Origin of the sequence: Aquimarina atlantica (genome assembly GCF_000626715.1) — a bacterium.
Taxonomy (GTDB): Bacteria; Bacteroidota; Bacteroidia; order Flavobacteriales; family Flavobacteriaceae; genus Aquimarina; species Aquimarina atlantica.
Genome location: NZ_AQRA01000006.1, coordinates 262,029 through 287,537, shown reverse-complemented (window position 1 = coordinate 287,537; position 25,509 = coordinate 262,029). Strand labels below are relative to the sequence as shown.

General features: G+C 33.0%; 21 protein-coding genes. 8 read left to right on the top strand and 13 right to left on the bottom strand.

Features of this window, described 5'->3' with window-relative positions; translation table 11 throughout:
* Positions 1-3 precede the first annotated feature (3 nt).
* Positions 4-3,033: a response regulator gene (locus ATO12_RS14875; RefSeq protein ID WP_034242960.1), complete on the bottom strand. Its 3,030-nt coding sequence runs from the start codon at positions 3,031-3,033 to the stop codon at positions 4-6.
* A 591-nt stretch (positions 3,034-3,624) separates the two neighbouring features.
* Between ATO12_RS14875 and ATO12_RS14870 the strand changes: the two genes are divergently transcribed.
* From ATO12_RS14870 to ATO12_RS24985, 6 genes are all read left to right on the top strand, one after another.
* The gene (locus tag ATO12_RS14870; RefSeq protein ID WP_034242959.1) at positions 3,625-4,641 is read left to right on the top strand and encodes a Kelch repeat-containing protein; all 1,017 of its coding nucleotides are present in this window, start codon (positions 3,625-3,627) and stop codon (positions 4,639-4,641) included.
* A 72-nt stretch (positions 4,642-4,713) separates the two neighbouring features.
* Entirely contained in the window at positions 4,714-5,061 is a 348-nt protein-coding gene (locus ATO12_RS14865) for a hypothetical protein (protein WP_034242957.1), read from the top strand.
* Between the two features lie 30 nt (positions 5,062-5,091).
* A complete protein-coding gene (locus tag ATO12_RS14860; RefSeq protein ID WP_034242956.1) occupies positions 5,092-6,339 on the top strand; it encodes an OmpA family protein in 1,248 nt (415 codons plus the stop codon).
* 10 nt (positions 6,340-6,349) lie between these two features.
* Positions 6,350-7,603, top strand: coding sequence for a hypothetical protein (locus tag ATO12_RS14855; protein ID WP_034242954.1), 1,254 nt, complete (start codon positions 6,350-6,352; stop codon positions 7,601-7,603).
* Between the two features lie 52 nt (positions 7,604-7,655).
* On the top strand, positions 7,656-8,342 hold the full coding sequence (locus ATO12_RS14850; protein ID WP_034242953.1) for a TapB family protein: 687 nt from the start codon (positions 7,656-7,658) through the stop codon (positions 8,340-8,342).
* 12 nt (positions 8,343-8,354) lie between these two features.
* The gene (locus ATO12_RS24985) at positions 8,355-8,954 is read left to right on the top strand and encodes an autotransporter outer membrane beta-barrel domain-containing protein (protein WP_051575857.1); all 600 of its coding nucleotides are present in this window, start codon (positions 8,355-8,357) and stop codon (positions 8,952-8,954) included.
* A 236-nt stretch (positions 8,955-9,190) separates the two neighbouring features.
* Here ATO12_RS24985 and ATO12_RS14835 read toward each other — a convergent pair whose 3' ends face one another.
* Entirely contained in the window at positions 9,191-10,081 is an 891-nt protein-coding gene (locus tag ATO12_RS14835) for an IS3 family transposase (RefSeq protein WP_081802078.1), read from the bottom strand.
* Positions 10,082-10,089: 8 nt separating this feature from the next.
* Positions 10,090-10,467 (bottom strand): hypothetical protein, encoded by a 378-nt coding sequence (locus tag ATO12_RS14830; protein WP_034242951.1) that lies wholly within the window; start codon positions 10,465-10,467, stop codon positions 10,090-10,092.
* A gap of 188 nt (positions 10,468-10,655) precedes the next feature.
* Between ATO12_RS14830 and ATO12_RS26390 the strand changes: the two genes are divergently transcribed.
* Positions 10,656-10,832 (top strand): hypothetical protein, encoded by a 177-nt coding sequence (locus ATO12_RS26390; protein WP_205625245.1) that lies wholly within the window; start codon positions 10,656-10,658, stop codon positions 10,830-10,832.
* Between the two features lie 268 nt (positions 10,833-11,100).
* On the opposite strand, the gene ATO12_RS26130 is transcribed toward ATO12_RS26390, so the two are convergent.
* The 10 genes from ATO12_RS26130 to ATO12_RS14780 form a co-directional block, all read right to left on the bottom strand.
* The gene (locus ATO12_RS26130; protein ID WP_165583390.1) at positions 11,101-11,253 is read right to left on the bottom strand and encodes a hypothetical protein; all 153 of its coding nucleotides are present in this window, start codon (positions 11,251-11,253) and stop codon (positions 11,101-11,103) included.
* A gap of 49 nt (positions 11,254-11,302) precedes the next feature.
* Positions 11,303-11,695, bottom strand: a complete 393-nt coding sequence (locus tag ATO12_RS14820; protein WP_034242949.1) for a hypothetical protein — start codon at positions 11,693-11,695, stop codon at positions 11,303-11,305.
* Positions 11,696-11,807: 112 nt separating this feature from the next.
* Positions 11,808-11,996 carry a hypothetical protein gene (locus ATO12_RS14815; RefSeq protein ID WP_034242947.1) on the bottom strand — a complete coding sequence of 63 codons (189 nt, stop codon included), beginning with the start codon at positions 11,994-11,996 and terminating at the stop codon, positions 11,808-11,810.
* A gap of 406 nt (positions 11,997-12,402) precedes the next feature.
* Complete coding sequence (locus ATO12_RS14810) at positions 12,403-12,900, bottom strand: hypothetical protein (protein WP_034242945.1); 498 nt, start codon at positions 12,898-12,900, stop codon at positions 12,403-12,405.
* A 1-nt stretch (position 12,901) separates the two neighbouring features.
* Complete coding sequence (locus ATO12_RS14805; protein ID WP_034242943.1) at positions 12,902-13,186, bottom strand: hypothetical protein; 285 nt, start codon at positions 13,184-13,186, stop codon at positions 12,902-12,904.
* 5 nt (positions 13,187-13,191) lie between these two features.
* Positions 13,192-16,629 (bottom strand): DUF6443 domain-containing protein, encoded by a 3,438-nt coding sequence (locus tag ATO12_RS14800; protein WP_034242942.1) that lies wholly within the window; start codon positions 16,627-16,629, stop codon positions 13,192-13,194.
* A 16-nt stretch (positions 16,630-16,645) separates the two neighbouring features.
* Complete coding sequence (locus ATO12_RS14795) at positions 16,646-20,974, bottom strand: PKD domain-containing protein (protein WP_034242941.1); 4,329 nt, start codon at positions 20,972-20,974, stop codon at positions 16,646-16,648.
* A gap of 747 nt (positions 20,975-21,721) precedes the next feature.
* The gene (locus ATO12_RS14790) at positions 21,722-21,916 is read right to left on the bottom strand and encodes a hypothetical protein (protein ID WP_034242940.1); all 195 of its coding nucleotides are present in this window, start codon (positions 21,914-21,916) and stop codon (positions 21,722-21,724) included.
* A gap of 591 nt (positions 21,917-22,507) precedes the next feature.
* Entirely contained in the window at positions 22,508-23,134 is a 627-nt protein-coding gene (locus tag ATO12_RS14785; RefSeq protein ID WP_034242938.1) for a LysE family translocator, read from the bottom strand.
* Between the two features lie 11 nt (positions 23,135-23,145).
* A complete protein-coding gene (locus ATO12_RS14780) occupies positions 23,146-24,177 on the bottom strand; it encodes a quinone-dependent dihydroorotate dehydrogenase (protein ID WP_034242937.1) in 1,032 nt (343 codons plus the stop codon).
* Between the two features lie 92 nt (positions 24,178-24,269).
* Between ATO12_RS14780 and pepT the strand changes: the two genes are divergently transcribed.
* On the top strand, positions 24,270-25,505 hold the full coding sequence (pepT, locus tag ATO12_RS14775; protein WP_034242936.1) for a peptidase T: 1,236 nt from the start codon (positions 24,270-24,272) through the stop codon (positions 25,503-25,505).
* Positions 25,506-25,509 lie beyond the last annotated feature (4 nt).

The window sequence follows — 25,509 nt, the reverse complement described above, 5'->3', positions numbered from 1 at the left end:
TACTTATTTTTTCTTACTGTATTCATTAGGTGTACAATGATACATTTCTTTAAAACACTTACTAAAATAAGCATGATCATTAAAACCAACACTATATCCTACTTGAGACACATTAATATCTGATTTCTTAAGCAATTGTGCTGCTAATTTTAAACGTTGAGATCTAATAAATTCTGAAGCAGACAACCCCGTTAGTGCCTTCAGTTTTCTGTGCAATTGCATACGACTCATACCTAACGCCTGGCTAAACAGTGCTATCGAAAAAGAAGATTCTACCAAATTTTCGTCCAACACTTTTTGCATACGATTTAAGAACTGCTCTTCTACAGAATTTATAGTTACATCTTTCGGTCTTAAAACAACTTCCTGACTGTATCGTAATTGTAATTTTTTACGAACTTCTATCAGTTTTTTTATACGTTCTTTTAGTACACCTTCATGAAATGGTTTAGTAATATAATCATCTGCACCTGTTTTTATACCTTCTAATTTGTTTTCATCTCCAGCTTTTGCTGTTAATAAAATAATAGGAATATGGCTGGTACGTTCATCACTTTTTAATGTATTACATAACTCAACACCATCTGTTACCGGCATCATAACATCACTAATAATAATATCTGGGATATGTGCCATGGCCTGCTCAATTCCTTCCTTTCCATTTTCAGCTTTTATTATGGTATAATGTTTTGCAAATATATGTTCTACATAACTTCGAATATCATCGTTATCATCTACAATGAGTAAAATAGGCAAATCTTCATTTGTTTTATCAATTTCAATTGATTCTTCTTCGGTATAATCATTAACAGAATCACCTATTTCTTTTCTGGAAATAGCAATAAGCCCATCTGCCAATTCTTCTTTAGAAAAAGATTTTTTAGCAATAGGTAATATTACAGTAAAGATTGTCCATTCATTAGGAATGCTTTCCACATTTATAGTACCTTTATGCAACGAGACCAATTCTTTTACCAAAGCCAAACCAATACCAATACCTTCTTTGTTTTCGTTAATCTGATAAAATCGTTCAAAAACCTTGACTTCTTCTTCTTTGGTAAGCCCTTTACCCGTATTCTTTACCACAAAACGTAATTCATTTTCTTTTACCATAGCATTGCATACTATAGATCCCTTGTTTGGTGTATACTTTATGGCATTAGATATCAGATTTGATACTACTTTTTCTACTACATCTTTATCAAACCAAGTTATAGCCTGAGTTTTATTTATATACGTGAGATAGTTGATATTCTTTTCTGTAGCCAAATACGTAAAACTATCGACTATACTCCCAATAAATGAAATTACATCTTGTTGACTTGCTTTAAGCTTTAAATTTCCAGTTTCTATTTTCGAGAGATCTAATAATTGATCTACCAGAGAAAGTAACTTATGTGAATTGCGTTGTGCCATTTCAAAATTAGCACGTTCAATCGGATCGAGTTTTTCTTTTTTAAGTTGTTGTTGAATAGGCCCCAAAATTAAGGTCAGAGGTGTACGAAACTCATGTGAAATATTAGCAAAGAATTTAGATTTTGCTTTATCTAGTTCTTGTAATTTCTTGGTAGTTTTTCTATATACACTATACCTTCCTAATAAGTATATTGCTACGAAGAGAAAGAGAACACAACTACCGATAAAATATATAGACAGATAAAAAGGTTGATGAACAACAAACGTTAATTCTCGTACTGCTAATACATTTTCATCCTTATCAAGTGCTTGAATAGCTAAATTCTTTTTACCAGCAGTCAGGTCAAAAAGGCTTAGTGCATTTTCTGTTTTTATAGGAATCCATTTTTCCGAATTTAATCGGTATCTATACGATATAGAATCTAAAACATAAGGCTTAGAAATAGAAAAATCCACTACTACATTTCGTTCCCCTTCTTTAAGATCAATAGTAGAATATCCATCGATAGAAGGCCTACTTTTTAAAACATTATTAGCAACAAAACTACTTATATCAATACTATGCTTAAAGTTTTGATCGGTTTTAACCACAGGCTGGGTAGAACGAAATATTCTTCCTCGTTTCGATGCCCATACAAATCCGCTTCTATCTAAGTTTAAGAAAACACCGTCTTTCATAGGTTCTGGTGTTTCTAACCACTCATATTTTTTTGTATACCTATTGTAAAGTGCGTTTCCCAAATTAACTACATTAACCAATAAGGTACTATCGTTTAAAGGAATTGCAGATCGAATAACATTATCAGCTCGACTCCATTTCTCATGTACTTTGGTTTCAAAACGTGAAAACTGCTTGGTTTCTGTATTAAACTCTACCATTCCTAAACCATGAGTAGGCATTAAAAACACATTATCATAAGGTATAATATCATGAAAATTATGAGGATAGATATAAGGAGCATCTTTAACCTTGTAATGTTCTATATGATCATTTTTGATGTTAATTTTATAAAAACCATCAGGTAATGCAACCCAAAGAATATTATTTTTTGTATCTACATAAAAAGATTCTACAGCATGTGAGCTATTGCGATGTCGAATATCAATCCCATTAGTTAAATACTTCTTTAAAACAGTATTCGATTTTTTATCTACAATATAAATCCCATTAGAGGTACCTACGTATAATGTATCGGCTATTGATTTCAATTGTAAAATGAAATTTCGCCAATTAGGAAGATGTAACGGTTCTTCTAAAAATATTTTTTCTGAAGTACGTTTTTCTAGATTTATTTTATACAAACCTTTACGTTCTCCATACCAAATAATATCATTATCAATCAAAAATCTCGTTCCAGCCTGATTCCCTACATCCAGATTATGAAAACGAGATAAAAAACTAGTTACATTTACAGCAGCATACCCATTATACCGATATAAACCATCCTCGATAAGTGACCAAATAATTCCTTCTTCATCTTCATAAAATACATCAATATTTTCCCATGCCTGAAGTCCATCATCAGAAGTGATAGTTATTTCTTCAAATAAAATCTTTGTTGGATTTACTACAGATTTCTGAGTCCAACATAAATAAGAAGAAGTAAGAAATAACAAAAAAATGTGCGAGAAATTTTTGATACTAATGATAAATTTAAGTTGTACAAATGTTTATAATCAAAATTACAATGATACATTATTTTGATTAGCATTATTATACCATATGTAACCAATATTGTTACATAATTTATAGCATTGCTATCTGTTAAAGTACAAAAAGTCTATTTCATTCGTAATAATAAAACCAAAAGAAGTAGACTATCTGCAGATCAAAAAACACCCCGAACAAAAGAGGTAATTCCCCCATTTTCTTAATGTTACATAATTTATAATCTTTGTTACATACCTTATAACAATCTCCTTTTTCATCTCCTAGTTTTACCATAGAATCCGAAACAAGTCTGGTTTATTGATCGATTATACAGACATGAATAAAAAAAGAAAGGTTTATAAAGGGCACCTCAATCATTCTCCCACCAACAATATATATCTAAATATAAACCATTTGGAAGACGGAATCTATACGTTAAAAATCACACATAAAAACAAAATCATTAAGGAAGTAAAATTTAAAAAATAAGAGATCAACAAAGGTAACAATATTCATTGCGTAATGATATAAAGGTGTAAAACTCTAAAAGTAAAAAAATGAAAACAAAAAGTTTCAATGTACTAGTATTAATCATCCTTACAGTCACCCATCTTTCATGTGACTTAGATGATGACAATACTACTCCTATACGAGGAGGAGGAGAATTTTCTTTAGCCTTTACAGTACAAACCGAAGAAGATCAAATGGGTGAATTTGCAGGAGTTGCAATGACCATTTTTGATGGAAAAATTTATGCTGCCGGGGGGTATAATACATATGGTAGTTCTGGGTCTCATTTCCTCTGGTCCAGTAGTAATGGTATCAATTGGGCTACTGTTCCTCTTTCTAGCACTACACCAGCAAGCTTTACCTCTTTTCGTTCGGGAGCTACATTAACTACGTTTAATGATCAGCTTTGGCTTATCGGTGGTAAAGATATTACAGATGTTCCATATACTAATATATGGCATTCTGCCGATGGAGTTTCCTGGAGTGAATTATCACCTCCTTTTGGAGATTTACCAGCTCACGAAACTATCGTATTTAACAGCAAAATGTATGTAACAAAAGGTAATCGTACAACCAACCAAACCGAAGTATGGTCTACAACAAATGGTATAGATTGGATACAAGAAACCAATAATGCATTCCCCGGAAGAGGAGGACAAAAAGGTGTCGTTTTTAATGATGCGATGTATCTACTGGGAGGAGAGGATATAGCTGCTAATAAAGTAAACGAAATATGGACCAGTACTGATGGTAGTTCGTGGACAGAAGTTAACCCCACTACACTGTTTTCTGAAAGAAATGCACATTCTGCAACAGTTTACAACAATAAAGTATGGGTTATAGGTGGTAAAGATAACATCACGCCTTTTAATAATGAAATATGGTACTCCCCAGATATGATTACCTGGATCAGGTATGAAGGCCCCAGGCCAGGAACAGATGGTATCAACGATCACACCGTACTATTATTTAATGATGAGATATGGATTTTTGGAAGTAATCGTAGTGATGGTGCAGGTGGTACACGTAGAACTGGTGAAATCAGCAGTATTAAAGAAGATTAAGAACTGTTTTTTTAACAAAACACATTTCATCATTATTAGCGAAGTAAATGACAGAATTAAAATTTAGAAATCATGAAACCTTTACAACTCATAATTATAGCACTTTTTATCACGCAATGGACAAATGCACAAAGCATAGACACTAGTAAAACAAGAAAAAAAACTGTAAAAAAAGATAATCTTTTAGACATGCAAGCCAATTTTTTATCTGGTGTATTTGGAGAAAATCTGGATGGGAAATCAAATGGAAAAACAATTAATTTCTTAGAACTATTAGAAAAAATGGATCTCCCTGCAGAGCAAAAGCTAGAGTATAAAAACTTGTACTATTTACAAGTAAAAGAACTTACCCAAAAACAAAAAGATTCTTTGGGAGCAGCAATCGAGAAAAAAATAATAGAAGCCAAAAAACATCAATAAAAATAATTAAGGGGAATAAAACGTAAATCGATGAAAACTACAAAAACACTTTGCTTTCTTATTGTATTATTTGGTATCACAACAAGTAATGCTCAATTATTAGAAAGGCTTGGTAAAAAGGCAGAAGAAGCAGCAAAACGTACTATTGAAAAACGTGTAGAGCAAGAAACAGAAAAAAAAACCAACAAAGGTCTTGATGATATTTTTGAAGGAAAGAAGAAGAAAAGAAAAAAGAAGAAGAAAAAAAGAGGAGTTATTATTGGAAGTTCTGAAGAATATGAAATCAATCGTGCCTCTGATTTTACATCAGGAAATATTGTTGTATTTGAAGATAATTTCACAAATGATCAACAAGGAGATTTTCCTTCCAAATGGGACACCAATGGTTCTGGTGAAATCGTAAAGGTTGATGGCAAAAAATGGCTGCGTTTAGGAGGTAACTCTAAGTATGTCCCAACAATTGAAGAGTCACTTCCCGAAAATTATACCATAGAATTTGATCTTCTAACCCAGGGATTAGATAAAAAAACTAGTTCTCAGGCCTGGATTAAGCTTCTACTCGAAGACAATACTGGTTTTCAGCGATCCAAAAACTGGTGCATGGCAGAGCTATCTCCCTGCCAGTTTATCGAATCTCCTGGTGTTGTAGAAAAAGTAACAAACGGGCAACGCCAGATCCGAAATAAGATAGGTAAAGATTATCGTACTGCAATACAAGGAATGTCACATATAGCAATTGCTGTTAACAAGACCCGAATGCGAGTATGGCTTAATGAAAATAAAATCGTGGATGTCCCAAGATTAGTTCCTCAAAAAGCAAATGTATTTAAGTTACATACCAAAGGATTACGAGATGCAAGTGATAAAGACGAGGTATACATATCTAATATCAAAATAGCTAAAAGTGGTCAGGATAATCGAAGTAAACTTATTACCGAAGGACGTTTATCTACCAATGCCATCCTATTTAAAACAGGGTCTTCAACCATCACAGGAGGGTCTGAAACCATCATAAAAGAAGTAGCTACGGCTTTGCAAAGTCTACCCGATATGAAAATAAAAATCATAGGTCATACAGATGCCGATGGGAATGCAGAAAGCAATAGAAAATTATCTGAACAACGTGCAAAAGCTGTTAAAATGATTCTCGTAGAACAGTATGATATTCGGTTTAGCAGAGTTCAAATCGAAGGAAAAGGAGAAGCAAATCCAATAGCAGATAATACCTCAAAAGCCGGAAAAGCTAAAAATCGAAGAGTAGAATTTATTAAAATCTAAATCTTAAAAAATGAAAACATTACAATCCATTTTATATATATTATTATTGTGGTTATCGATTACCACATTCTTGTCTTGTTCTAACGATGACAATACCCCTGGGATAGATCCTAATCAAGAAGTCATATTAGCAACATTTGATTACTCTAATCTTAGTGTAAACAGTTTACCTAATATGCTTATAGCTAACAATGCAGAAGGTGAGATTTTAGCTACTGTAGAAACCAATAAAATACCGGGAATTTACACACTAATCGCAAAAGGATATACTTCAAATAACTTTATGCTTACTACCCTTTTAGAGACCGATAGTTATAAAAGTTTAGCCACAATCAAAGATGTACCAGTAGGTAGTAGTGCAATTGCGCCCAATTATAACCCTACCAAAAACGGAAGTATAAAATTCACACTAAACTTAACTGGGGCTACACGTATCAAGCTTTTCGTTTATGGACTAAAAAACAGAACTCGTACAGATGGAGTTGACCCTCTAACCGGTGCTCCTACCAAAACCTATACTTATAACAAAGAAGGATCTGGTGATAAAATTCTTCTAAAAATAAGTTACAAGCCAAATGATGTTGATCCTGTAGTTTATGGGTATACATGGATTGATAACTATAAAGAAATTGAAAATAGAACGTTAAGTTTTGCAGATTTTAGCATCACACCCACAAGCCCTATAACCATAAATGATACTTCTGATGGAAATTACACTGATCTTTATGCCATTTATGACACCAACAGATATGCTAATCTCGAAGGTGACTTTTCACAATATTTGAAAATCACTGAAGGTTTTGAGTACTACCTAACAAATTATGAAGCCTCATATCCCAATAATGTACGACATAACAAAGCTATTAAAACCGATGTTTTTCCCGAAATAATATCCGTTACAAAGCCAAATTGGGGGTTTTCATATACCTCTACATCAAACAGTCTACAAGTACAACCATCTGGTATCTATTTATGTACCAATATTGATACTCAAATTATAAATCCGGGAGCCAAAAACCTTTCATGGCACATTACAATCCCTAATAATGGCTCAAATAAAATAACACTTCCGCAACTACCAGAAAGTCTTTCTGATTATACCAATTATTTTGAAGACATCTCTCGTTTCGAAGATAATTCTGTGAGTTTAATCAATTTATCTAATAACCTCAACTATTCAGATTACATACAAGATCTAATAGATAGAACATATGAGCTGGCGGAGCGAAGTGGAGAATCTATTTTTATTCAGTTTAATCCATAAAACCATCGTTTCGCTTATCAAAAAAACGAAGTAACGATTAATAAAATAATCTATGAAACATATCGCTTTTTTAATTGCAATACTGATACTTGCATCAGTTTCTGCTCAGAACAATAATTGTAGTAAGTTTTATGCTAGCGAGGAAGGCAAAGAACTGATCATCCATCAATTTAATAAAAAGGAGCGTCTTTCTACCATAACCGAATTTAAGGTAACCGATGTAGAAAACACAGCTAATCGTAGTGTTATTACTATTGCTATGCATCTAAAAGACGGCAAGAACAAAAAATCAATTATCACCTCATCATTTAAAGCTCATTGTGCAGGAAAAACAACCCGTTTAGATCCTGAGTCTTTTATCGCTCCCGGTATACTTGATCAATATAATGATATGGAATACAGTATTACGGGAGATAACATCTTTTTCCCCAATAGTTTAACTATTGGTCAGGAATTACCTAATGCATCTGTACATATGTCTGTAAATGCGGGAATCATGAGCATTAATATGACCACTAATATGCTAAACAGAAAAGTAATTGCAAAAGAGCGAGTTACTACTCCCGCAGGAACTTTTGATTGCTACGTAATTACCTATACCAACGAGTTAACCATGGGAATGACCACAACACAACAGACTAAACAATGGATAGCTGAAGGTGTGGGTATGGTAAAAGAAGAAACACGTAAAACTAACGGAAAACTAATCACAAAAAGCATCTTATATCAAATCAACTAAAATTAATTCATTATGAAAAAAGTAGCCACATTAATCGCAATATTCATTTTTATAGGTTTATCTCAGGCACAAGACTCTGGTTTTGATGCGAAAACAAAAGGAAGTTTTATTGCTAATGGAAGCGTCAATATTTATTTCACTACCAGAAAAAGAAATGATGACAAGGCAACCGCATTTACCACCAGAATAACGCCAAAAGTTGGATATTTTGTAATTGATAACCTAGCCGTAGGTCTCGAATTAGGTATCAACACAAACAAAGAAAAGCAAGATTCTGATTTTGGAGATATAGAAACTACGACCAATGGTTTTGGCATAGGGCCTTTTGCACGCTATTATCTGGAAAACAATATTTATTTCGAAGGTCTTATCGGAATAGGAAGCTCTAAAACAACTACTGATGGAGGATTACTTGGCTCAACAGATATAAAATCAAATATTTTTGGTTTTAGAGTTGGGGCTGGCTATGCTTTTTTTCTTGGAAGTCATGTTGCCATCGAGCCCAGCGTAAGCTATTCCTGGGAAGATATTAATCCAGATGGTGCACCATCTGGCTACAAAGAAAGCCTATCCTCTATTTTTCTGGGGATTGGTATATCTGCTTTCTTTTAAAGAGCAATACGCAACAGAGAATGTATAACTTACCCCATTACCTATATAAAAAGCCAAGACTTATGTCTTGGCTTTTTTATCAGTAAAACAGTGTTTTTTACATCTCGGCTCCCGCTAGCGTCTAGCTAGTGGCACTACAAATTGTCTCGTCCTAAAAAAAGTTTACATATTTTACATTAATCCTAAAATAGGTTTACAGTTATCAAATAGCCTTATTATTGTTAACAATAATAAGGCTATTTTTTATAATAATTTTTCCATAGTTTTTCAGTTTTTAAATTGTTTTGATGTACTTGATTAGGGGTTAGATTTCCAATACTCATGTGTGGTCTTTCATTATTGTATAAATTGACAACTACTTTTAATAATTGATTAGCCTCATGAATATTTTCTACTTGATAATCTGTTAAGTATTCTTCTTTTATAATTCCATTTACTCTTTCTGCAATTGCATTTTCTAAAGGATCTCCATTCTCTGTCATACTGATAGCAATATCGTTTTCTTGCAATAGTTTGACGTATTCATTACTACAATATTGTGTACCTCTATCCGAATGATGTATAAGATGTAGATTATTCATAGTTTTTATAGTTAAACTTTCTATTGCCATTTGTAATGCTTGAATGATTCCTGATGTTTGTAAATGATCTGCTAAATGATAACCGACTATTTTTCTAGAATATGCATCTGTAATTAGACTTATATAAACAAAGCTATTTTCTATTTTCCAATAAGTGATATCACTTACCCATAATTGGTTTGAAGCATTGGGGGTAAAATTTTTAATAAGATTTGAATATTTTTTAAACCTATGAAATGAATTTGTAGTGATTGTTTGTCTTTTTTTACGTCTTACCAAGAGATTATGTGCCGATAAAACATCAAATAATCGATCTCTCCCTATTTTTATTTGATGATCTATAAGAAAGGGTTGTAGAAGTTCATATAACTTTCTTGTGCCCATATGTCGATGATGTTTTCTAATTTTTAATACTTCGCATACAATTAGTTCATCTTCGAAAGAGAGTTGTTCTTTGTACCAAAAATGTTGATAATATGCTTGACGAGTGATACCAAGTAATCGGCAAAATCTGCCTAAACTTACCTTTGGATAAATAGTTTTCATCTCTTGGATTACTTGGTATTGGACTTTTTTACAATCTTAATCTTAAATTCTTGTTCAGCCACCTCAATCATTTTTTTATAGGTCTCAGCTAATAATCGAGCCTCTTGAAGTTCTTTCTTTAATTGAGATAAAGATTCTTCCCCGTTATTTGATAATTTGTCTGATTGATTTGCCATCATTGGTAAAGATACGATACTTGGTTTTGAATAATCATATCCTAATCCCTTTAACCATACTGTCAATTGACCATGCCCTATATTATACTTCTTTTCAATTGATCGTCTGGTGGCAGTTCCAGTTAAGAATTCATTGCAAACAAATTGTTTGAAATCTTCACTATATCTATTCTGCCATTTTGTAGAATAAGTTTTAGAATATCTTTCCATTTAGTTACACTTTTGTGTAAACCTATTTCAGGACAAGACAAAAAGAGTGATTAAATAAAAAACGAGATGCTGCGCGAATGTCTCCCGACTTCGCGTGAGAATACAGTAAATAATGTATAAACAAATCGATAAAAGCTACTTAGAGATAAGTGGCTTTTGTTTTATTTATTACTCTTACCTACCAATCTTTGACGTCACTAGCCAAGAGGCATAGCGGGAGCGATCAATTACACGCTAGGAGAAGCAGGGCCAGAACTGCCTATTGGAATACCAAAGTAGGGGGAGTGTCTAATTCATCCCATAAAATACCGACGTGTAAAGCTGTTGATATTCATATGCCTAATAAGCCATTAGAAATAAAATAGTAGTGGCTGCAAAATTAGTAGGGTTTAAACGTATTGGAGTAGGAAATACTTTTGTGCATCTGGACAATGATGCTGCTAAACCTCAATATGTAGCCTAGGGATATCCGAAAGGAACAAAACCTGAGATTAATCGGTTTGTGCAGAAAAAAACAAACCTAAATTAAGAGGCTTGTTTTTATGTGAATTATTATAATTAATTTTTTTTTTTAACTAAGATAACCCAATAATTCATTGAGGATTGTCATGCATCTATTATTAAATTTCCATCTTAATTCTTAAAAAAATCTCTAGGCACATACGTTGTATCTACTGAAGTAATAACCTCGTTTTTATTTGTTTTAATTAGTGCGCCGTTACTAATGTGTTGAACTCCATAAATCATCATATAATCATTATTCTCACCTATAGATTTCTTAAGCATAGCCCAGATTTTGAAATGGCCGAGTCAAAACTTGTCACCTATTTATAATTTAATTTTTAAGTAAAAAATCTAATGATATGTTAGTTGTATCTATGGAAGTTACAACCCCATTTTCAAAATTTTTATGTATCATTATATGTTTTCCATTATCGTAATAAAAGTTTAAGTTTATTGTTTCATAATTTAAAGAATCTTCATTAATTTTTTTTAACAAATCATTTTCCAAGATAAGATTAGAATTATCAATCTTAATCATTTTTTTTAAATGAGTGTATGATGTATCATTATATATCGGGTTAGGATTTTCCCAAATCAACCAATCTTTATAATAATCATCTTCAGTATATATAAAAGTATCTGGTAAATCCATAATACCATTCTGTAATCTCATATCATTATAGTTTGAATCATATACATGTTTATTAAAAAACTTTGAATCCATGACTATATTTCTAAAAACAGAAATACCACATATTATAATAAAAATTGACCAAAAAAAGATGCTCCCTACCTTTCTCATAATTTATTTTTTTTCAATCTCGATTAATAATATTTTACCATAATCTATGAATTATTATACCTATTAAATGTTCTAATGCAATCATTAATAAAAGAAATTGCGTTTTAGTCATTTTAAGATTAAGCCCTTTTATTATTCTATCTGAATTAAGAAAAAGAACCACTAAAATTAAAAAGCCTATTATAGCTTCTATTAAAACAGAATATTCTTTTATTAATTCCATGATTTATTTTATTAAGATTGATAAATATAGATAAAAAAAGACGCAGAATTAACCATGCCTTTATAAGATTAAAGTTTGTTATCTACCAGCAATTTGTAAAGAAATAAACATAAATAGTAACTATTATTAGCATATTAGCAAACCCAAATCATTTTATCATTTTTAACAAAAGAAATTAGCAAATAGACAATTGTAGGGAGTATAATAAGAAATGCCGTCGAATCTAAATTAATAAAAAATAGATGAGTACATTCACTATCTGATAAAACAAAATATGTCATAACAAATATTAACCAAATTATTACTCTATGGTATTGATATAAAATATTATTCTTATTAATCATAAGATGGGTTATACACGGAAAAACAAACAGCCACCTATGTATAGATGGCTGCCTTTTTATTTTTAAAGTAAACTACTTGATTCAAAAATAGATGTTATTTCTTTTGAATATTTTACGTAATATTCTGAATTAGGCAACATAAACAAAAGTCGATAAAGATTATCATCTTTTACTGTAATGTATAACACTCCTTGGACTTTATTGCCGAAATCAACCTTTACCTTATAATATTCTCTATTTTTAAAAATTATTAAATCCTTGCTTAAAATTTCAGCTTTTCCGACATCTTTTAAATAATCTTCAAAGTTATAATCAGAAATAGAGTTAATCTCTTTATTTAATTTATTTTTCATTAAATAAATTAAATATTTAGGCTGATCATTATTAGCTAATGTAATCTTATAAACATCAACATTTGAAGTTTCTTCTTTTGTAGAATTCATCTTTTCAAACACTGTTGCTTTTGGTAATTCTAAAGCATGAGAGCTATTCTTTAAAGAGGTTTGGCCTGATGAAGTTAAAGCTGTCATTACTATTAACAATAAAACTATTTTTCTCATTTTAAAAAATATTTTTGAACAATTTCATAAAAAAATTCCCTATCAAAAAATATACCCACATAAAAAATGCGAATAAGAAAGCAACAAAAGGTATGAATAATATCATTATTATAAAACCCTTAATACCATAAGTAGCTTCGCCATTAAAATTAACAGGTACTATATCAAGTAATGATAATATCCCTAATAGCAAAGCTAAAGGAGCATAGCCAAACAAAAAATTCATAAATAATAAACCAAATAAATTTTTAGGCTTCTCAGAGTATTTTTCTAGTATTTTTTTCATATTTCTTATTTAAAAACATTAACAGCATAATCTTTAAGGTAATTTGCACCTCCAAGAATAGTTTTACCTAATCCTTTTGCTAAGTTATACAAATTAGCACTACCGCTCACCTTAAGTGGACCTATTTTACCTCCTATTCCAATATTTAGAAAATCTTTAGTGGAAAGCTTTACTTCATTGCCTGAACCTGTAATTACATCGCCATCAAATCCACCATTTTCGATTGAACCATCCGTATTTAAATTTTCATCAACGGAAAGGTTTATGTTCGCTACATTAAAAGTACCATAAGCTGTAATGTTTGAATCACTATCCTTTGGACCAACGGTTATACTACCCTTTACATCAACTATTTTAGTTTTTGTTTCAACCTTATCTTTATCAATCTTCCCTGTTATTGATATAGCGTTAGCTTCTGCCGCTACATTCACAGGACCAACTTTGACATTTCCTCCTACACCTAACTTACCTTTTGCTGAAGCATTAAAGCTAAAAGCCTCAGACAATAGTTGCTTACCTTCTTCTATTAAATTCAAGGTTTCTTTAGAAGCCATGAAAGGCTCTAAATGTGATACTGGCTGAGGAAAAGGGTTAATTTTTGTATCACAATCACCATTAGGGCATGGTTCCATTCCATCAGGATCAATAAAAAATATAGGGTTATCAAATGCATAAGTATATGGACTGAATCTTCTCATTTTTTCGGCTAACGGATCAAGATTCATCCATCTACCTAATGCAGGATCATAATTACGAGCCGTAATATCTATCCAGCCAAGACTTAACTCATTTTGCTCCTCTTTATTACCGAAACCATAATTATGATTCCTTCCTCGTAATGTACCATTATATCCTTCATGTTGCAGTCCAAAGGGGTAATAATGCTTCTCTTGGATGATTTCATCTTGCGAGATAGCACCATCTTTATTGGCATCCTTATAACTTAATCTAATGTTATCCAAATGGTCACGGTACTGATATACATACTTATACCCATCAGCTTCGTGCTCTACGATACCCTCTGAGTGATTAAAAAACTCTAGAGCACCATTCTTATACACATAATTACCGGCATACTCTGCGATTAAAGAACTTCCCTCTTTTGCAACCTTTTTAAGCTTTGTTCCAGCGGCATCGTAAATGTAAGAAATATATTTTGCTCCACCATCAACATTTACCCTTGTAGGTAAGTTTAAATGGTTATAAATTATTCCGGTAATGTTCTTGTTATTATCAATAGTCATGTTACCACTCTTATCATACGAATAATCATTACCTGTATTAGTACCATCTTCAAATCCACCAGCTCCATCAATCTGCTCTTCAACAGTTAGAAGTTTATTTCCCTCGTTGTAGGTATAAGCTAAATGATCTAATACTACACTTTGATTAGCTCCTCCCTTCTTATATCTTTTTAACGATCCTATATTACCGTTCTTATCATAAGTGATACCAGAAAGTTTAAACCAATTTTGCTCACTATTATTCTGATTATTATAGTCTGCTCCAGTAATCCTATTTAAAGCGTCATAACTGTATTTGTAATGTCGCTTTACATTATCATTGGCAGTTTTCCAAGTGGTTTCAGAAATATTACCGTTAAATAGTGGTGTAGCCCCGTGTTGCGGATTGTTATAATTGATCTTAAAGGCGAAAAGCTTGTTTCCAAGATTAGCATTAGGATCATTAATTTTAGTAAGCCATCCCCGTACATTATAGGTGTAATTTACTTCTTGCAATCCTCCTCCTGTTTTCTTACTTTCTAACTTCCCTAATTTATCATACCTATTTTCAACAATAGTTTCAACGGCTTGATTGTTGATCTTTTGGGTTTGGGTCAATGGCCTACCCATATGATCATACGTAAAGGTGTCTATCGTTACAATTGCAGCATTGCTACCTTTAGTATGAGTAGTTTTCGTTTCTTCTACCTTACCTACAAAATCCAACTTGCTTTCTACGATATCAGTAGTATTTAAATATTCATTTTTACTGGCTACATAGATCGGTCTTGATTTATTATCATATCTGGTAACGGTAGTAATCCAGTCATTGGTTTCCAGCACCCGCACTTTACTACCTGTAGGTAATGTTTTGGTTTGATCAGAAATAGTTTTTCCGTATGCAGTACCAGGATTCGTTAATCCTGCAAGATCAAAATTGTAATCATCGTAATAATTGATGGTAAACACCTTATAAATACTTGTTGGATAGGCATCTTTAGAATAATAAACAGTTGTACCGCCAATAGCAATAGGAGAGGTTAGTTTAGATTCATATTGTGGCGTTGTAGCATTATTCACGTTATTTTGAATAACCTTTCTATTAGCTCCGTTTATAACCGTTCCTGTATACAACACTCTACCAAAAGCATCATATTTAGTAAACAACCATTGATTCCAGGCCTTACCTGTCATTTCCTTTCTTAAACTGGCATCTTGAGTCATAATAGGCTGGTCTAGCTTATTATATACAATATATTCCCAATCTTTACCGGGAACCTTCTTTTCAATCAATCGGTTTCTATAATCATAATGGTATTGATAGCACAATTCAGATAACTCACTCTCTGATACCCCATCTGCAACATTCACTTTAGGTGAAATCACATAGGTAAGTTTACCAAACCTATCATAGACATAATAGGTGTCATGTGCTGCTCCAGCATTATAGGTTCGCTTTAAAACCACTCTACCTTGTTTATCCTTGTACTCTTTGGTCGTATGGTTATTACCATCTGCCGGGGTCCAGTTCTCATCTTGAGTAATAGTGATATATAGTTGATTAGCACCATAATATCCGTCTTGTACCAAACTTGGTTTCTCTGTATCACTAGGATTAGCAAAAACTACTTTATGATACACTACCTCATTAGCAGTATTCGTATACCAATCAGTCTTTATCGCATGATCTGCATCACTACTGGGGTTTGCTTTCCATGCTGTACCAGGAGCACCAACTTTTATTACCCTATTAAGCGGTGAGCCATCAAAAAGACTCTCTGAGTAGGCATTGATCTGGTTAAGATCAGTAATCCCGGGAAAATCACTAGCATAAGTATCCTTATAATATTGATTGATATCGGTATTGACATTGATCTCTTTATAACTCCCAATCGTATTGTCTGCCTCAAAAGGGAGGTATTGCTTTGCTTGTCTGCCATAGGCATCATACTCGATATGGGTTACAATATCTTTACCATCTGGTGAAGCTTTGATTGCTCTTTCTTGTATAGGTCTACCCAATCCATCAAAATAGGTCACACTCTCTATGGCTTTATCGATATCATTAATGTTAGCGCAGTTTACATTCTCTAGTTCTGCAATAGTCATTCCTACCTGCGGAACTGTAGTATGTATATAGTTCTTGTCTGATAATACTACCTGGGCTTGAAGATTCCAACCCAAAAGCAGTAGTATGATATATATTATATGTTTTTTCATTGTACTTAATTATTGATTAATGTTGGTCTCCACAATCTGGGCAGTCTCCATCTCCGTTATCACTAGAAACAGTAGCTACGACTATCATAGTTTTTGTGATTTGTTGACCCGTAAGATTATCTGTTATAGTCGCCTTAATGGTATATTCATGAGTGCCATTTGAAAAGTTTGAAAAACCAAAGTTTGTACCACTACCTGACCCTAAGGCATGAGATAGATTTGTACTCTTATACGCTTTCCATGAGATCTGACGTGATCCCGAACCTCCTGCTACACTAGTGATGCTAAACGACACACTTGGATGAGTCCCAGAAATAGAAGTATGAGACTGACTGCTGCTTGCCGTCATACCAGGGTAAACTTTTAGAACAGGAGCATTAGCACCCCACTTATAATTTGCATTCTGCATTGTCAGGTCAACCACCTTAAATTTAATGGTATAGGTTCCTGCAGTAGGAAAATGATATGAATATGTGGTTCCTGTAGCACTTTGTTTTACATTATTGACATACCACTCATATCTTCGGTTTCCTGATCCCCCTCCTATACCAGAAGCAGTGAAGGTTGTAGTAGTACCCCGTACAATATGCGCTTTTGACGCACTTACCGTAGGAGTATTTAAAGGATTATATGCGTATAATGTTCTTGTATTACTAATTTTTGTTTTTCCACTTGTGTTATCAATAACTTTAAAATATACGTTATAGGTTCCTGCGGTACCAGGATTGTATCTCAACGTAGTTGCTGTACTGGCTTGTTTTGCATTGTTGACATACCATTCGTATCGTAAATTACCTGTACCCCCTCCTACATTAGAGGCACTAAAGTCTACATTAGTTCCTTTCACTACATAGGTGTAATTTGTACTTACTGCAGGTACACTAATAGGAGGATAGGCCACCACTACATTCATGGTTTTACTTACTCTATGCTTGGTTTGGGTATTATAAGCGATCACTGATACAGCATAGGTACCTTCTGCACTAAAACTTTTGGTAAAGCTTGTACTACCATCACATTGTGCTTGTGTGCCCCCAACAGACCAAGTATACATATCAGCACTACCACTCCCTGAGGTATTGGATGTAAACGTAACAGATTGATTAGGTTGTACGGTACTTAAACTTGGAGTAATGGTCACATCACCCAAAGTAGCCGTTTGTTCTCCCTGGTAATTGTATCGTACTTGTTGTGCAACATGCTGATTTTGATCCAGCCCGTATTGCAACCTATTAAATTCATCATATCTATAATAGGTAGTATATCCTTTGGGGTCTGTCATACTAGTTACTCCAATAAGGGGATCATAGGTATATCCTGTGAGTTGAGCATCTGCAAAATAAACGTCCTCTCTCAAATCTTTAAACAGATTACGCATCGTTACCTCTTCTGCGGGTGTATCTTCTGTATTTGATGCGGTTTGTAATTGTGTAATTAAAGAACTTGCGGTTGAAGAAATTCCAACATAACTAGCGTTATCGATCTTGGCAATAGGCAGGGTATTGTTATATCCCCATACATACATAATATGACGACCATCGACTTGTAATACTTCTAGAGGATAACCTTGATTATCATAACTCAAATACTCTACCTGATCCTGAAATATATTTACTGTACTTTTTTCTCCTTTTAAGGTTTTAACCATTTTAGGTAATAATTTACCATCTCCCCAATCTTTAAACTCTGTAGTTTGAGAAGCAACAAATTCATCACCCTGTTTCGTTTGAGTTTCTATAGGAGTTGTAATTCTGTTCTGATCGATTAAACTGTTATGTACTGTGTTGCTTAAATCATACGGATAGAAAAACTGAGTGACAATTGTGTTATTATGGCTATCGGTATTAGTTTGTGTTTTTAATTGCCCATATGGGTTATCATAGGTATATGAAGTTTCACTGGTAAGTGTCTGCCCATGTAAAAATTCTTTGTCAATAGTTTTTACAAGTTTGTACTCTTTAGGATAGTCTACATAAAAATTGGATTGGTAATGTGTAGGGTTTCCATCAATCAACCCATTAAAATGCCCATCCTCACCATATCTATACATGATTCTTCCAACAGCCATACCATATGCTTTTACAGTACTTAATCCAAACTGTCCGAAAGGATAAACAGTTTGATACTCGTTTACAGTTTCTTTTTGAAGTACAAAGTTCTGGCCTCGTTTTGCAAACACCTCAGATTTTAATAGCTTCCCTTTTAACCAATCATTGTTTACAGGAGGTACAAAAGGGTAACTACCGCCGCTATTACCAAAACTTGAATAATGATTTACAGTTTTTCCATTAGTACCATCTTCTTCCCATATCTCAACTCTGGGATACAAAACCGGAGAACCTGCATAACTGTTTACATCTTGCATACTTTTTGCAACTCTATGAGTTGTGGTAGTTACACGAAGGTGCTTTGCTACAGTAGTTTGATACTCAAAAACTGCAGGGGAACCCACTAACACACCACTATCAGTACCATCTTCTTTGATATATTTATAGGTCTTGGTCTTACAATTTCCATCACCATCACAATCTTTGGTTTGGCTTACTCTAATACCTCCAATTAATTTATAAGGGGTATCTTCTCCTCTTTCTTCATATCGAATAGAGAATCGAAATTTAGCACTACTATTAAAAGGGGCGGTTAAACGAACCTGAACACGTATTTTACCATCTTGGGTAAATCCGGTTTGAGTATTCGTTTCGGTATAAGTATCAGGACAGTCATTTGATGTTCCCGGTTCACAAGGAATCGTTTCACCATGTTTTTTCATTCTCAGGTTAATATTTTGATATCTACAACCTCCCCCTACTGAAGAAATAGTAATATCTGATTCTGCACCCCAAAACGTATAATTAGTTCCTTCTCCTAAAGTAATGTTGCCATTCACAGTGACAACTTGTTGTTCCGGGACTTGTATAATTGTATCCAATACTTTGTCAAAGACTCCATTTTCTATACTAATAGTTTTACTAAAACTTTTGTTATGAGAATAAGAACAATTTGAAGCGGTGCTACTACTTCCTATTGCTATTCTATTTTGCTCATAAACAATCTCACTATACCCTTTAGTAGGATAGGTAATCTTCTTTAAAGCACCAGATATTGTTTTATTTGGATCAATCTCCCTGTTTTCTGCTGGTAATAATGGGCGTAGACTCCCATTATAATATCCCCAGAAATCTTGTTGCTTATAGTTTTGATCCGGAGCAACAAGGTTAGGGGCAGCATGATATTCAAATTGATACCAAGGCAACGCTACTCCTTTATTACTTTTAGTTATAGAAGTAAGAACCTTACGATTTTTTGTAGGGTCATTGTATGTAAAATCATATTTTATAATCTGCTTACTGCTGTTCCATACTGAGACACTATTAAGTGCTTGCGTAGCTACGCTTTGATCTACACTATTTGTAATATTAAATCTAACCTCTCCGTTTGGGAAAACAATTTTCTGTAAGGTACGTCTGGTCGATGTATTATTGCTAGAGCTTCTTTTTATCACCGTTGGAACTAAATATCCTAATGACATAGATTCAGAATATACTCTTTTTGAATAGAACTCTTCAGCACCATAAACAAAATCAATAGCTCCTTTATGATTAGGCAGCACTATTTTTGTTAATAAGTAGCTAATCGGAACAGTATTCTCAACTGGCTCGTTATTTGCTGTATACGTATGCGTACCTAGCTCATGAATATTAAAGTGATAAGTAACCCCTTTATCATTAACAATTGTAAAAACATCACCGTTTTTCTGAACTTTATAATTTTTATAGTTCAAGAATACAACCTCTCCAACTTCATTAAAAACAAAGCTACCTTCTAATCCGGGAACATTAATAGCATATTTATCCTGCTCTGCATCGTGATTCTGGTTAGCTATCTTGTCGTAAACATTAAACGTTTTTTCTCCTAATTGATCTGGATTTAAATGATTGAAGTCTCCTCGTAGATAAGGCACAAAAAGCGTGTTTTTAAAAGATTGATTTCCATAGTCATCATCCAACCCTCTAATTTGTCGGGTAATCCTACCATTGGCTATTAGATCCCATCCTATACCTGTCATAGGATGATCTTGCTCAGCGATTAACCCCCCATAGTTATAAGACAGCATAATAGGCCATTCAAATCCTCCGTGTTGTATCGTATAGATAGGAACAGTGTAATTGATCTTTCCCGTAGCTAGATTAACAGGGACATCCCCGTATTTACCCAAGGAGGCTGCTTCTGGCGATACAGGAAAAACCTGTAAAGCCTCTTCTAAAGGATTTTTAACGTCGTCTAGTTCCTGACTTATGGCTATCGTACAGACCATAAGTAGTAAACTTAAAAGTTGTTTTTTCATAAAAGTAATTTTAGTAATGATTGAATTTTTATAGTGGAACCGATACGTTATTGTGTGCAAAATCAGTAAAGGCAAGCACTATAGATCATTAGTTTGAGATTAAAAATTGTTGTTGTTACACGGTTTATACAAGTTAAATTGCAGTCTTTTTGTTTTCATAGTTAGATAATTATATAGTTAATATTTATGTACTCCATGTGCAATAATAAAGCACACCAGTTTCATTTTTCGGAACTCGAAAAAAATAGTAGTAACTAATTTGATTTTATAAGACTTTATTCTAGACCTCACAGGTCTTAGAGACCTGTGAGGTCTAACAAATGTTTAATTTTAAATTACCGGTTTTAATGCTGTTATTATTTTATAGTCATTTTTGTCATATACTAAACGAGTTCATAGTATACTATGTGTATAAATTAGTGCACTTGCACAAGATGTTTTTCAGGGAATTTTGAGCTAAAAATTTGCAGAAATCATAATTTTTTGAATTAAAATTTAGCTAGAAAAAGAGTGTTTTTTTGCTCCATTTTTTTGATACTTTTGGTGTAAAAATGTGCTTTTTTTGGTGATTTTGAGCACTATTTTTGGTCGTCTAGAGCAAAAAAAACGGCTTCTTAGATGAAAAAAAACGGCATCTAAGGTCAAAAAAAATCGCTTCTTAGGTGAGTTTTGGCGTTTTTTGGGCAAAAAAATACTCCCTGGCACCATAAAGTGCCAGGGAGTATCTTTATAAATTATAGCTATACACTAGATGTTTAGATGTTCTTTTTTTCTGAATTGAAACATAGGGTTTAATGCGATATTCGAACGATCACGAATTTTAATTTGTTTAATAAATGCCAGAGTTACCTCTTTTAAGACAGTAGTCACTCTTATATCCTTATTTATCACCAAAGCATCCCCCGGATTCTTTCTGGCTGCTAATTTAAAACTTACCGACATATTCATCCTATTTAAAAATTCATATCATAGGTAATAGATCAAGTTTTATTCCAAAAACAAAAGATGATATGATAAACCTGTTAAAAAATAGTTTAGATGCTTGATTATCAATAGTATGACTAGCGATATCAAAATGACAATTAAATAATGTGGTTTGCTGGTAAAAAAATAATAAATTAACATTTTTATACAATGATATACCACACTAGTTTCATTTTTCGGAACTCGAAAAAAATAGTAGTAATTAATTTGATTTTAGCTCTGGGGAAATCATCACCGAGGATTTAAAATTAATACCACTTCCAACTTAAATTTACTCAATAAAACTGCATCTTTTTACCTAAAATTTCAAAATAAAATACAACCGTAGCCCTGCTATGCTTGGGTTTTCTTTTTCATCTAAGTCAAAAATCTACTATTTTTCTTATGAGTAAATTTAAATCAGAACTGGTATAATAGAACGCTTTTTCCATCAATTCAAAAAATTAGTAACACCAGATCGCTATACGTACACAACATCGGAAGATGATAAGGAGGATAAAGTGTAGTATGAAATCAAGTATTTTTCACAAGGATTAAATTCAAAATATTTTATTTCCCCGAAATAAGAATAAAAACTCCTATCCCAATAAAAACAATAATCTGAAGCCATTTTAGAACACTCCCAATTTTCGAACTCTTTTTTAAATATTCTGCAATAGATCCGGCCAGAATCGCAATCAAGCCAAAAATAATAAATGAAACTACTATAAAAAGAAATCCAAGTATATAAAATTGTACTACATTACTTATTGTTTTGCTAAATAAGAATCCGGGGAAAAATGCTAAAAAGAATATCGATACTTTAGGATTTAAAACATTCATTATAAATCCCTGCTTAAATAATTGCCCGAGGCTTTTCTTAGGCATACTATTTTCTGAAAGGCTTACGGCTGCTTCACTTCTAAATACTTTGTACGCCAGGAAAAACAAATACAATGCTCCGAATAATTTAATAGCAAAAAAGAGAATTTCACTTTGCTTAATGATAACAGATACTCCAAAAGCAACTAATGTAGTATGAATCAAACATCCAGACATTAAACCTGCTACAACAGCCAATCCATATTTTTTGCCATTTACCACACTTTGCATTAACACAAATATATTATCGGGCCCTGGTGAGATTGATAACGCCGATGTTGCCAGAACAAAGGTGTATAGAATTTCGTAGTTCATTTTCTAAAAGCTTAGCGACTAAGTATTGCTTTATTAATATCCCTGATCAATTTGGGACCTTCATAAATAAAGCCGGTATATAACTGTACCAAACTTGCTCCAGCCTCTAATTTCTCTATAGCATCGGCAGCACTATGTATTCCCCCTACTCCAATAATCGGAAACGCTTTGTTACTTTTTTCTGATAAATATTTAATCACTTCTGTGCTTTTATTTTTTATGGGTTGCCCACTCAATCCCCCATTACCTATAGCTTCTAATCTATTTTCAGAGGCCTTTAACCCTTCTCGGGTTACAGAAGTATTACTAGCGATAACTCCATCTAAATTAGTATCTGCTACTAATTCTATGATTTCATCAAGCTGATTTGTATTTAGATCAGGAGCAATCTTTAATACAATAGGTTTTTGTTTTTCGAACGTTTTATTTTCTTCTTGTACAGCTACTATTAATTCGTTTAAGTATTCTTTATCATTTAGCTTTGCATGACTCCCCACATTTGGGCAACTTACATTAAGCACAAAATAGTCTACATATGGGTGTAATATTCGAAAACACTCTAGATAATCTTTGGTATAATGCTCTGGTAACGTATCTGTATTCTTTCCTATATTTCCTCCTATAATAAGTTTACCCTTGTTTTTTCGAAGTTGGTTTACGATTGCCTCAAGCCCCTTATTATTAAATCCCATTCTATTGATAATTCCTTGATCTTCTTTAAGCCTGAACAACCTTTTTTTAGGATTACCTTCCTGCCCTTTGGGAGTCACTGTTCCTATTTCGATAAACCCAAATCCAAAATTAGCCAATTCATTATACAAAACTGCATTCTTATCAAATCCAGCAGCTAGCCCTACAGGGTTATTAAATTTTAATCCAAAAATTTCTCGCTCTAATTTCGGGTCATTTATCTTATATAAATTCCTGAAAATTGACGGGATAAAAGGAATTTTTGAAAAAAAACGAATCATTCTAAAGGTAAAATGATGTACATTTTCTGGATCAAACAAGAATAGTAAAGGACGTAGTAAGAATTTATACATTAAATATAATTTTGCTTGTGCAAAAATAAGTTATCCAAGGTTCTAATAAAAGTGTATTTTTGAATTCTTCAGATATTAAAATAGTAGAAGCCATGATTTCAAAACAACACATCATAAATAGGTTCGTAAGTTATGTAACTATAGACACCGAAAGTGATCCCGAAAGTAATACAACTCCCAGTACCGAAAAACAGTGGGATCTTGCTAATAAACTGGTCGAAGATTTAAAGGATATTGGCTTAGAAGACATTAGTATAGATGAGCATGCTTATATCATGGCTACATTACCTTCTAATATTGATCAGGAAGTGCCCACTATTGGTTTTATATCACACTTTGATACTAGTCCCGATTTTACAGGCGCAAATGTAAATCCGCAGATTATTGAAAATTATGATGGTAAGGATATTACACTAAACGCATCAGAAAATATTATACTCTCTCCTGATTATTTTGAAGATTTAAAGCAATATAAAGATCAAACGCTAATTACCACTGATGGCACAACACTATTAGGAGCCGATGATAAAGCGGGGATTACAGAAATAATAACTGCAATGGAATACCTTGTACAACATCCCGAGATTAAACATGGTAAAATACGAATAGGATTTACTCCTGATGAAGAGATTGGTCGTGGTGCCCATAAATTTGATGTTTCAAAATTTGGTGCAGATTGGGCCTATACTATGGATGGTAGCCAAATTGGAGAGCTTGAATATGAGAATTTTAATGCGGCTGGTGCTGTAGTAACTATAAAAGGGAAAATTGTACACCCTGGTTATGCAAAAGGAAAAATGATTAATAGCATGTACATCGCACAGGATTTTATCAATTCACTACCAAGGATGGAAACTCCAGAACATACAAGCGGTCGAGAAGGTTTTTTTCATTTACATACTATGAAAGGTAATGTCGAAGAAACTCAATTACAGTATATAATTAGAGATCATGATAAAGAGCATTTTGAAGCCAGAAAAAAAGTGATGAAAAATCTGGCAAATGAAATTAACACTCAACATGCCAAAGAGGTTGTACATATAGAAATTAAAGATCAGTATTTTAATATGCGAGAAAAAGTAGAACCTGTAATGCATATTGTAGATATTGCAGAAGAAGCTATGAAATCTCTAGATATTACACCGATTATAAAACCTATACGAGGAGGAACAGATGGATCGCAATTAAGTTTTATGGGACTGCCTTGCCCGAACATTTTTGCAGGCGGACACAATTTTCATGGTCGATACGAATATGTTCCTGTAGAGAGTATGATCAAGGCCGTAGAAGTAATCGTTAAAATTGCTGAATTAACGGCAAAGAAGTAAATTA

Excerpts from the sequence above, each read along its gene's own strand:
- ATO12_RS14795 (WP_034242941.1), bottom strand. The coding sequence starts at position 20,974 with ATGAAAAAACAACTTTTAAGTTTACTACTTATGGTCTGTACGATAGCC.
- ATO12_RS14810 (WP_034242945.1), bottom strand. The coding sequence starts at position 12,900 with ATGAGAAAAATAGTTTTATTGTTAATAGTAATGACAGCTTTAACTTCA.
- ATO12_RS14835 (WP_081802078.1), bottom strand. The coding sequence starts at position 10,081 with ATGAAAACTATTTATCCAAAGGTAAGTTTAGGCAGATTTTGCCGATTA.
- ATO12_RS14780 (WP_034242937.1), bottom strand. The coding sequence starts at position 24,177 with ATGTATAAATTCTTACTACGTCCTTTACTATTCTTGTTTGATCCAGAA.
- ATO12_RS14820 (WP_034242949.1), bottom strand. The coding sequence starts at position 11,695 with ATGGATTCAAAGTTTTTTAATAAACATGTATATGATTCAAACTATAAT.
- ATO12_RS14805 (WP_034242943.1), bottom strand. The coding sequence starts at position 13,186 with ATGAAAAAAATACTAGAAAAATACTCTGAGAAGCCTAAAAATTTATTT.
- ATO12_RS14830 (WP_034242951.1), bottom strand. The coding sequence starts at position 10,467 with ATGGAAAGATATTCTAAAACTTATTCTACAAAATGGCAGAATAGATAT.
- ATO12_RS24985 (WP_051575857.1), top strand. The coding sequence starts at position 8,355 with ATGAAAAAAGTAGCCACATTAATCGCAATATTCATTTTTATAGGTTTA.
- ATO12_RS14815 (WP_034242947.1), bottom strand. The coding sequence starts at position 11,996 with ATGGAATTAATAAAAGAATATTCTGTTTTAATAGAAGCTATAATAGGC.
- ATO12_RS14865 (WP_034242957.1), top strand. The coding sequence starts at position 4,714 with ATGAAACCTTTACAACTCATAATTATAGCACTTTTTATCACGCAATGG.
- ATO12_RS14790 (WP_034242940.1), bottom strand. The coding sequence starts at position 21,916 with ATGTCGGTAAGTTTTAAATTAGCAGCCAGAAAGAATCCGGGGGATGCT.
- ATO12_RS14860 (WP_034242956.1), top strand. The coding sequence starts at position 5,092 with ATGAAAACTACAAAAACACTTTGCTTTCTTATTGTATTATTTGGTATC.
- ATO12_RS26130 (WP_165583390.1), bottom strand. The coding sequence starts at position 11,253 with ATGCTTAAGAAATCTATAGGTGAGAATAATGATTATATGATGATTTAT.
- ATO12_RS14855 (WP_034242954.1), top strand. The coding sequence starts at position 6,350 with ATGAAAACATTACAATCCATTTTATATATATTATTATTGTGGTTATCG.
- ATO12_RS14800 (WP_034242942.1), bottom strand. The coding sequence starts at position 16,629 with ATGAAAAAACATATAATATATATCATACTACTGCTTTTGGGTTGGAAT.
- ATO12_RS14870 (WP_034242959.1), top strand. The coding sequence starts at position 3,625 with ATGAAAACAAAAAGTTTCAATGTACTAGTATTAATCATCCTTACAGTC.
- ATO12_RS14850 (WP_034242953.1), top strand. The coding sequence starts at position 7,656 with ATGAAACATATCGCTTTTTTAATTGCAATACTGATACTTGCATCAGTT.
- ATO12_RS14785 (WP_034242938.1), bottom strand. The coding sequence starts at position 23,134 with ATGAACTACGAAATTCTATACACCTTTGTTCTGGCAACATCGGCGTTA.
- pepT (WP_034242936.1), top strand. The coding sequence starts at position 24,270 with ATGATTTCAAAACAACACATCATAAATAGGTTCGTAAGTTATGTAACT.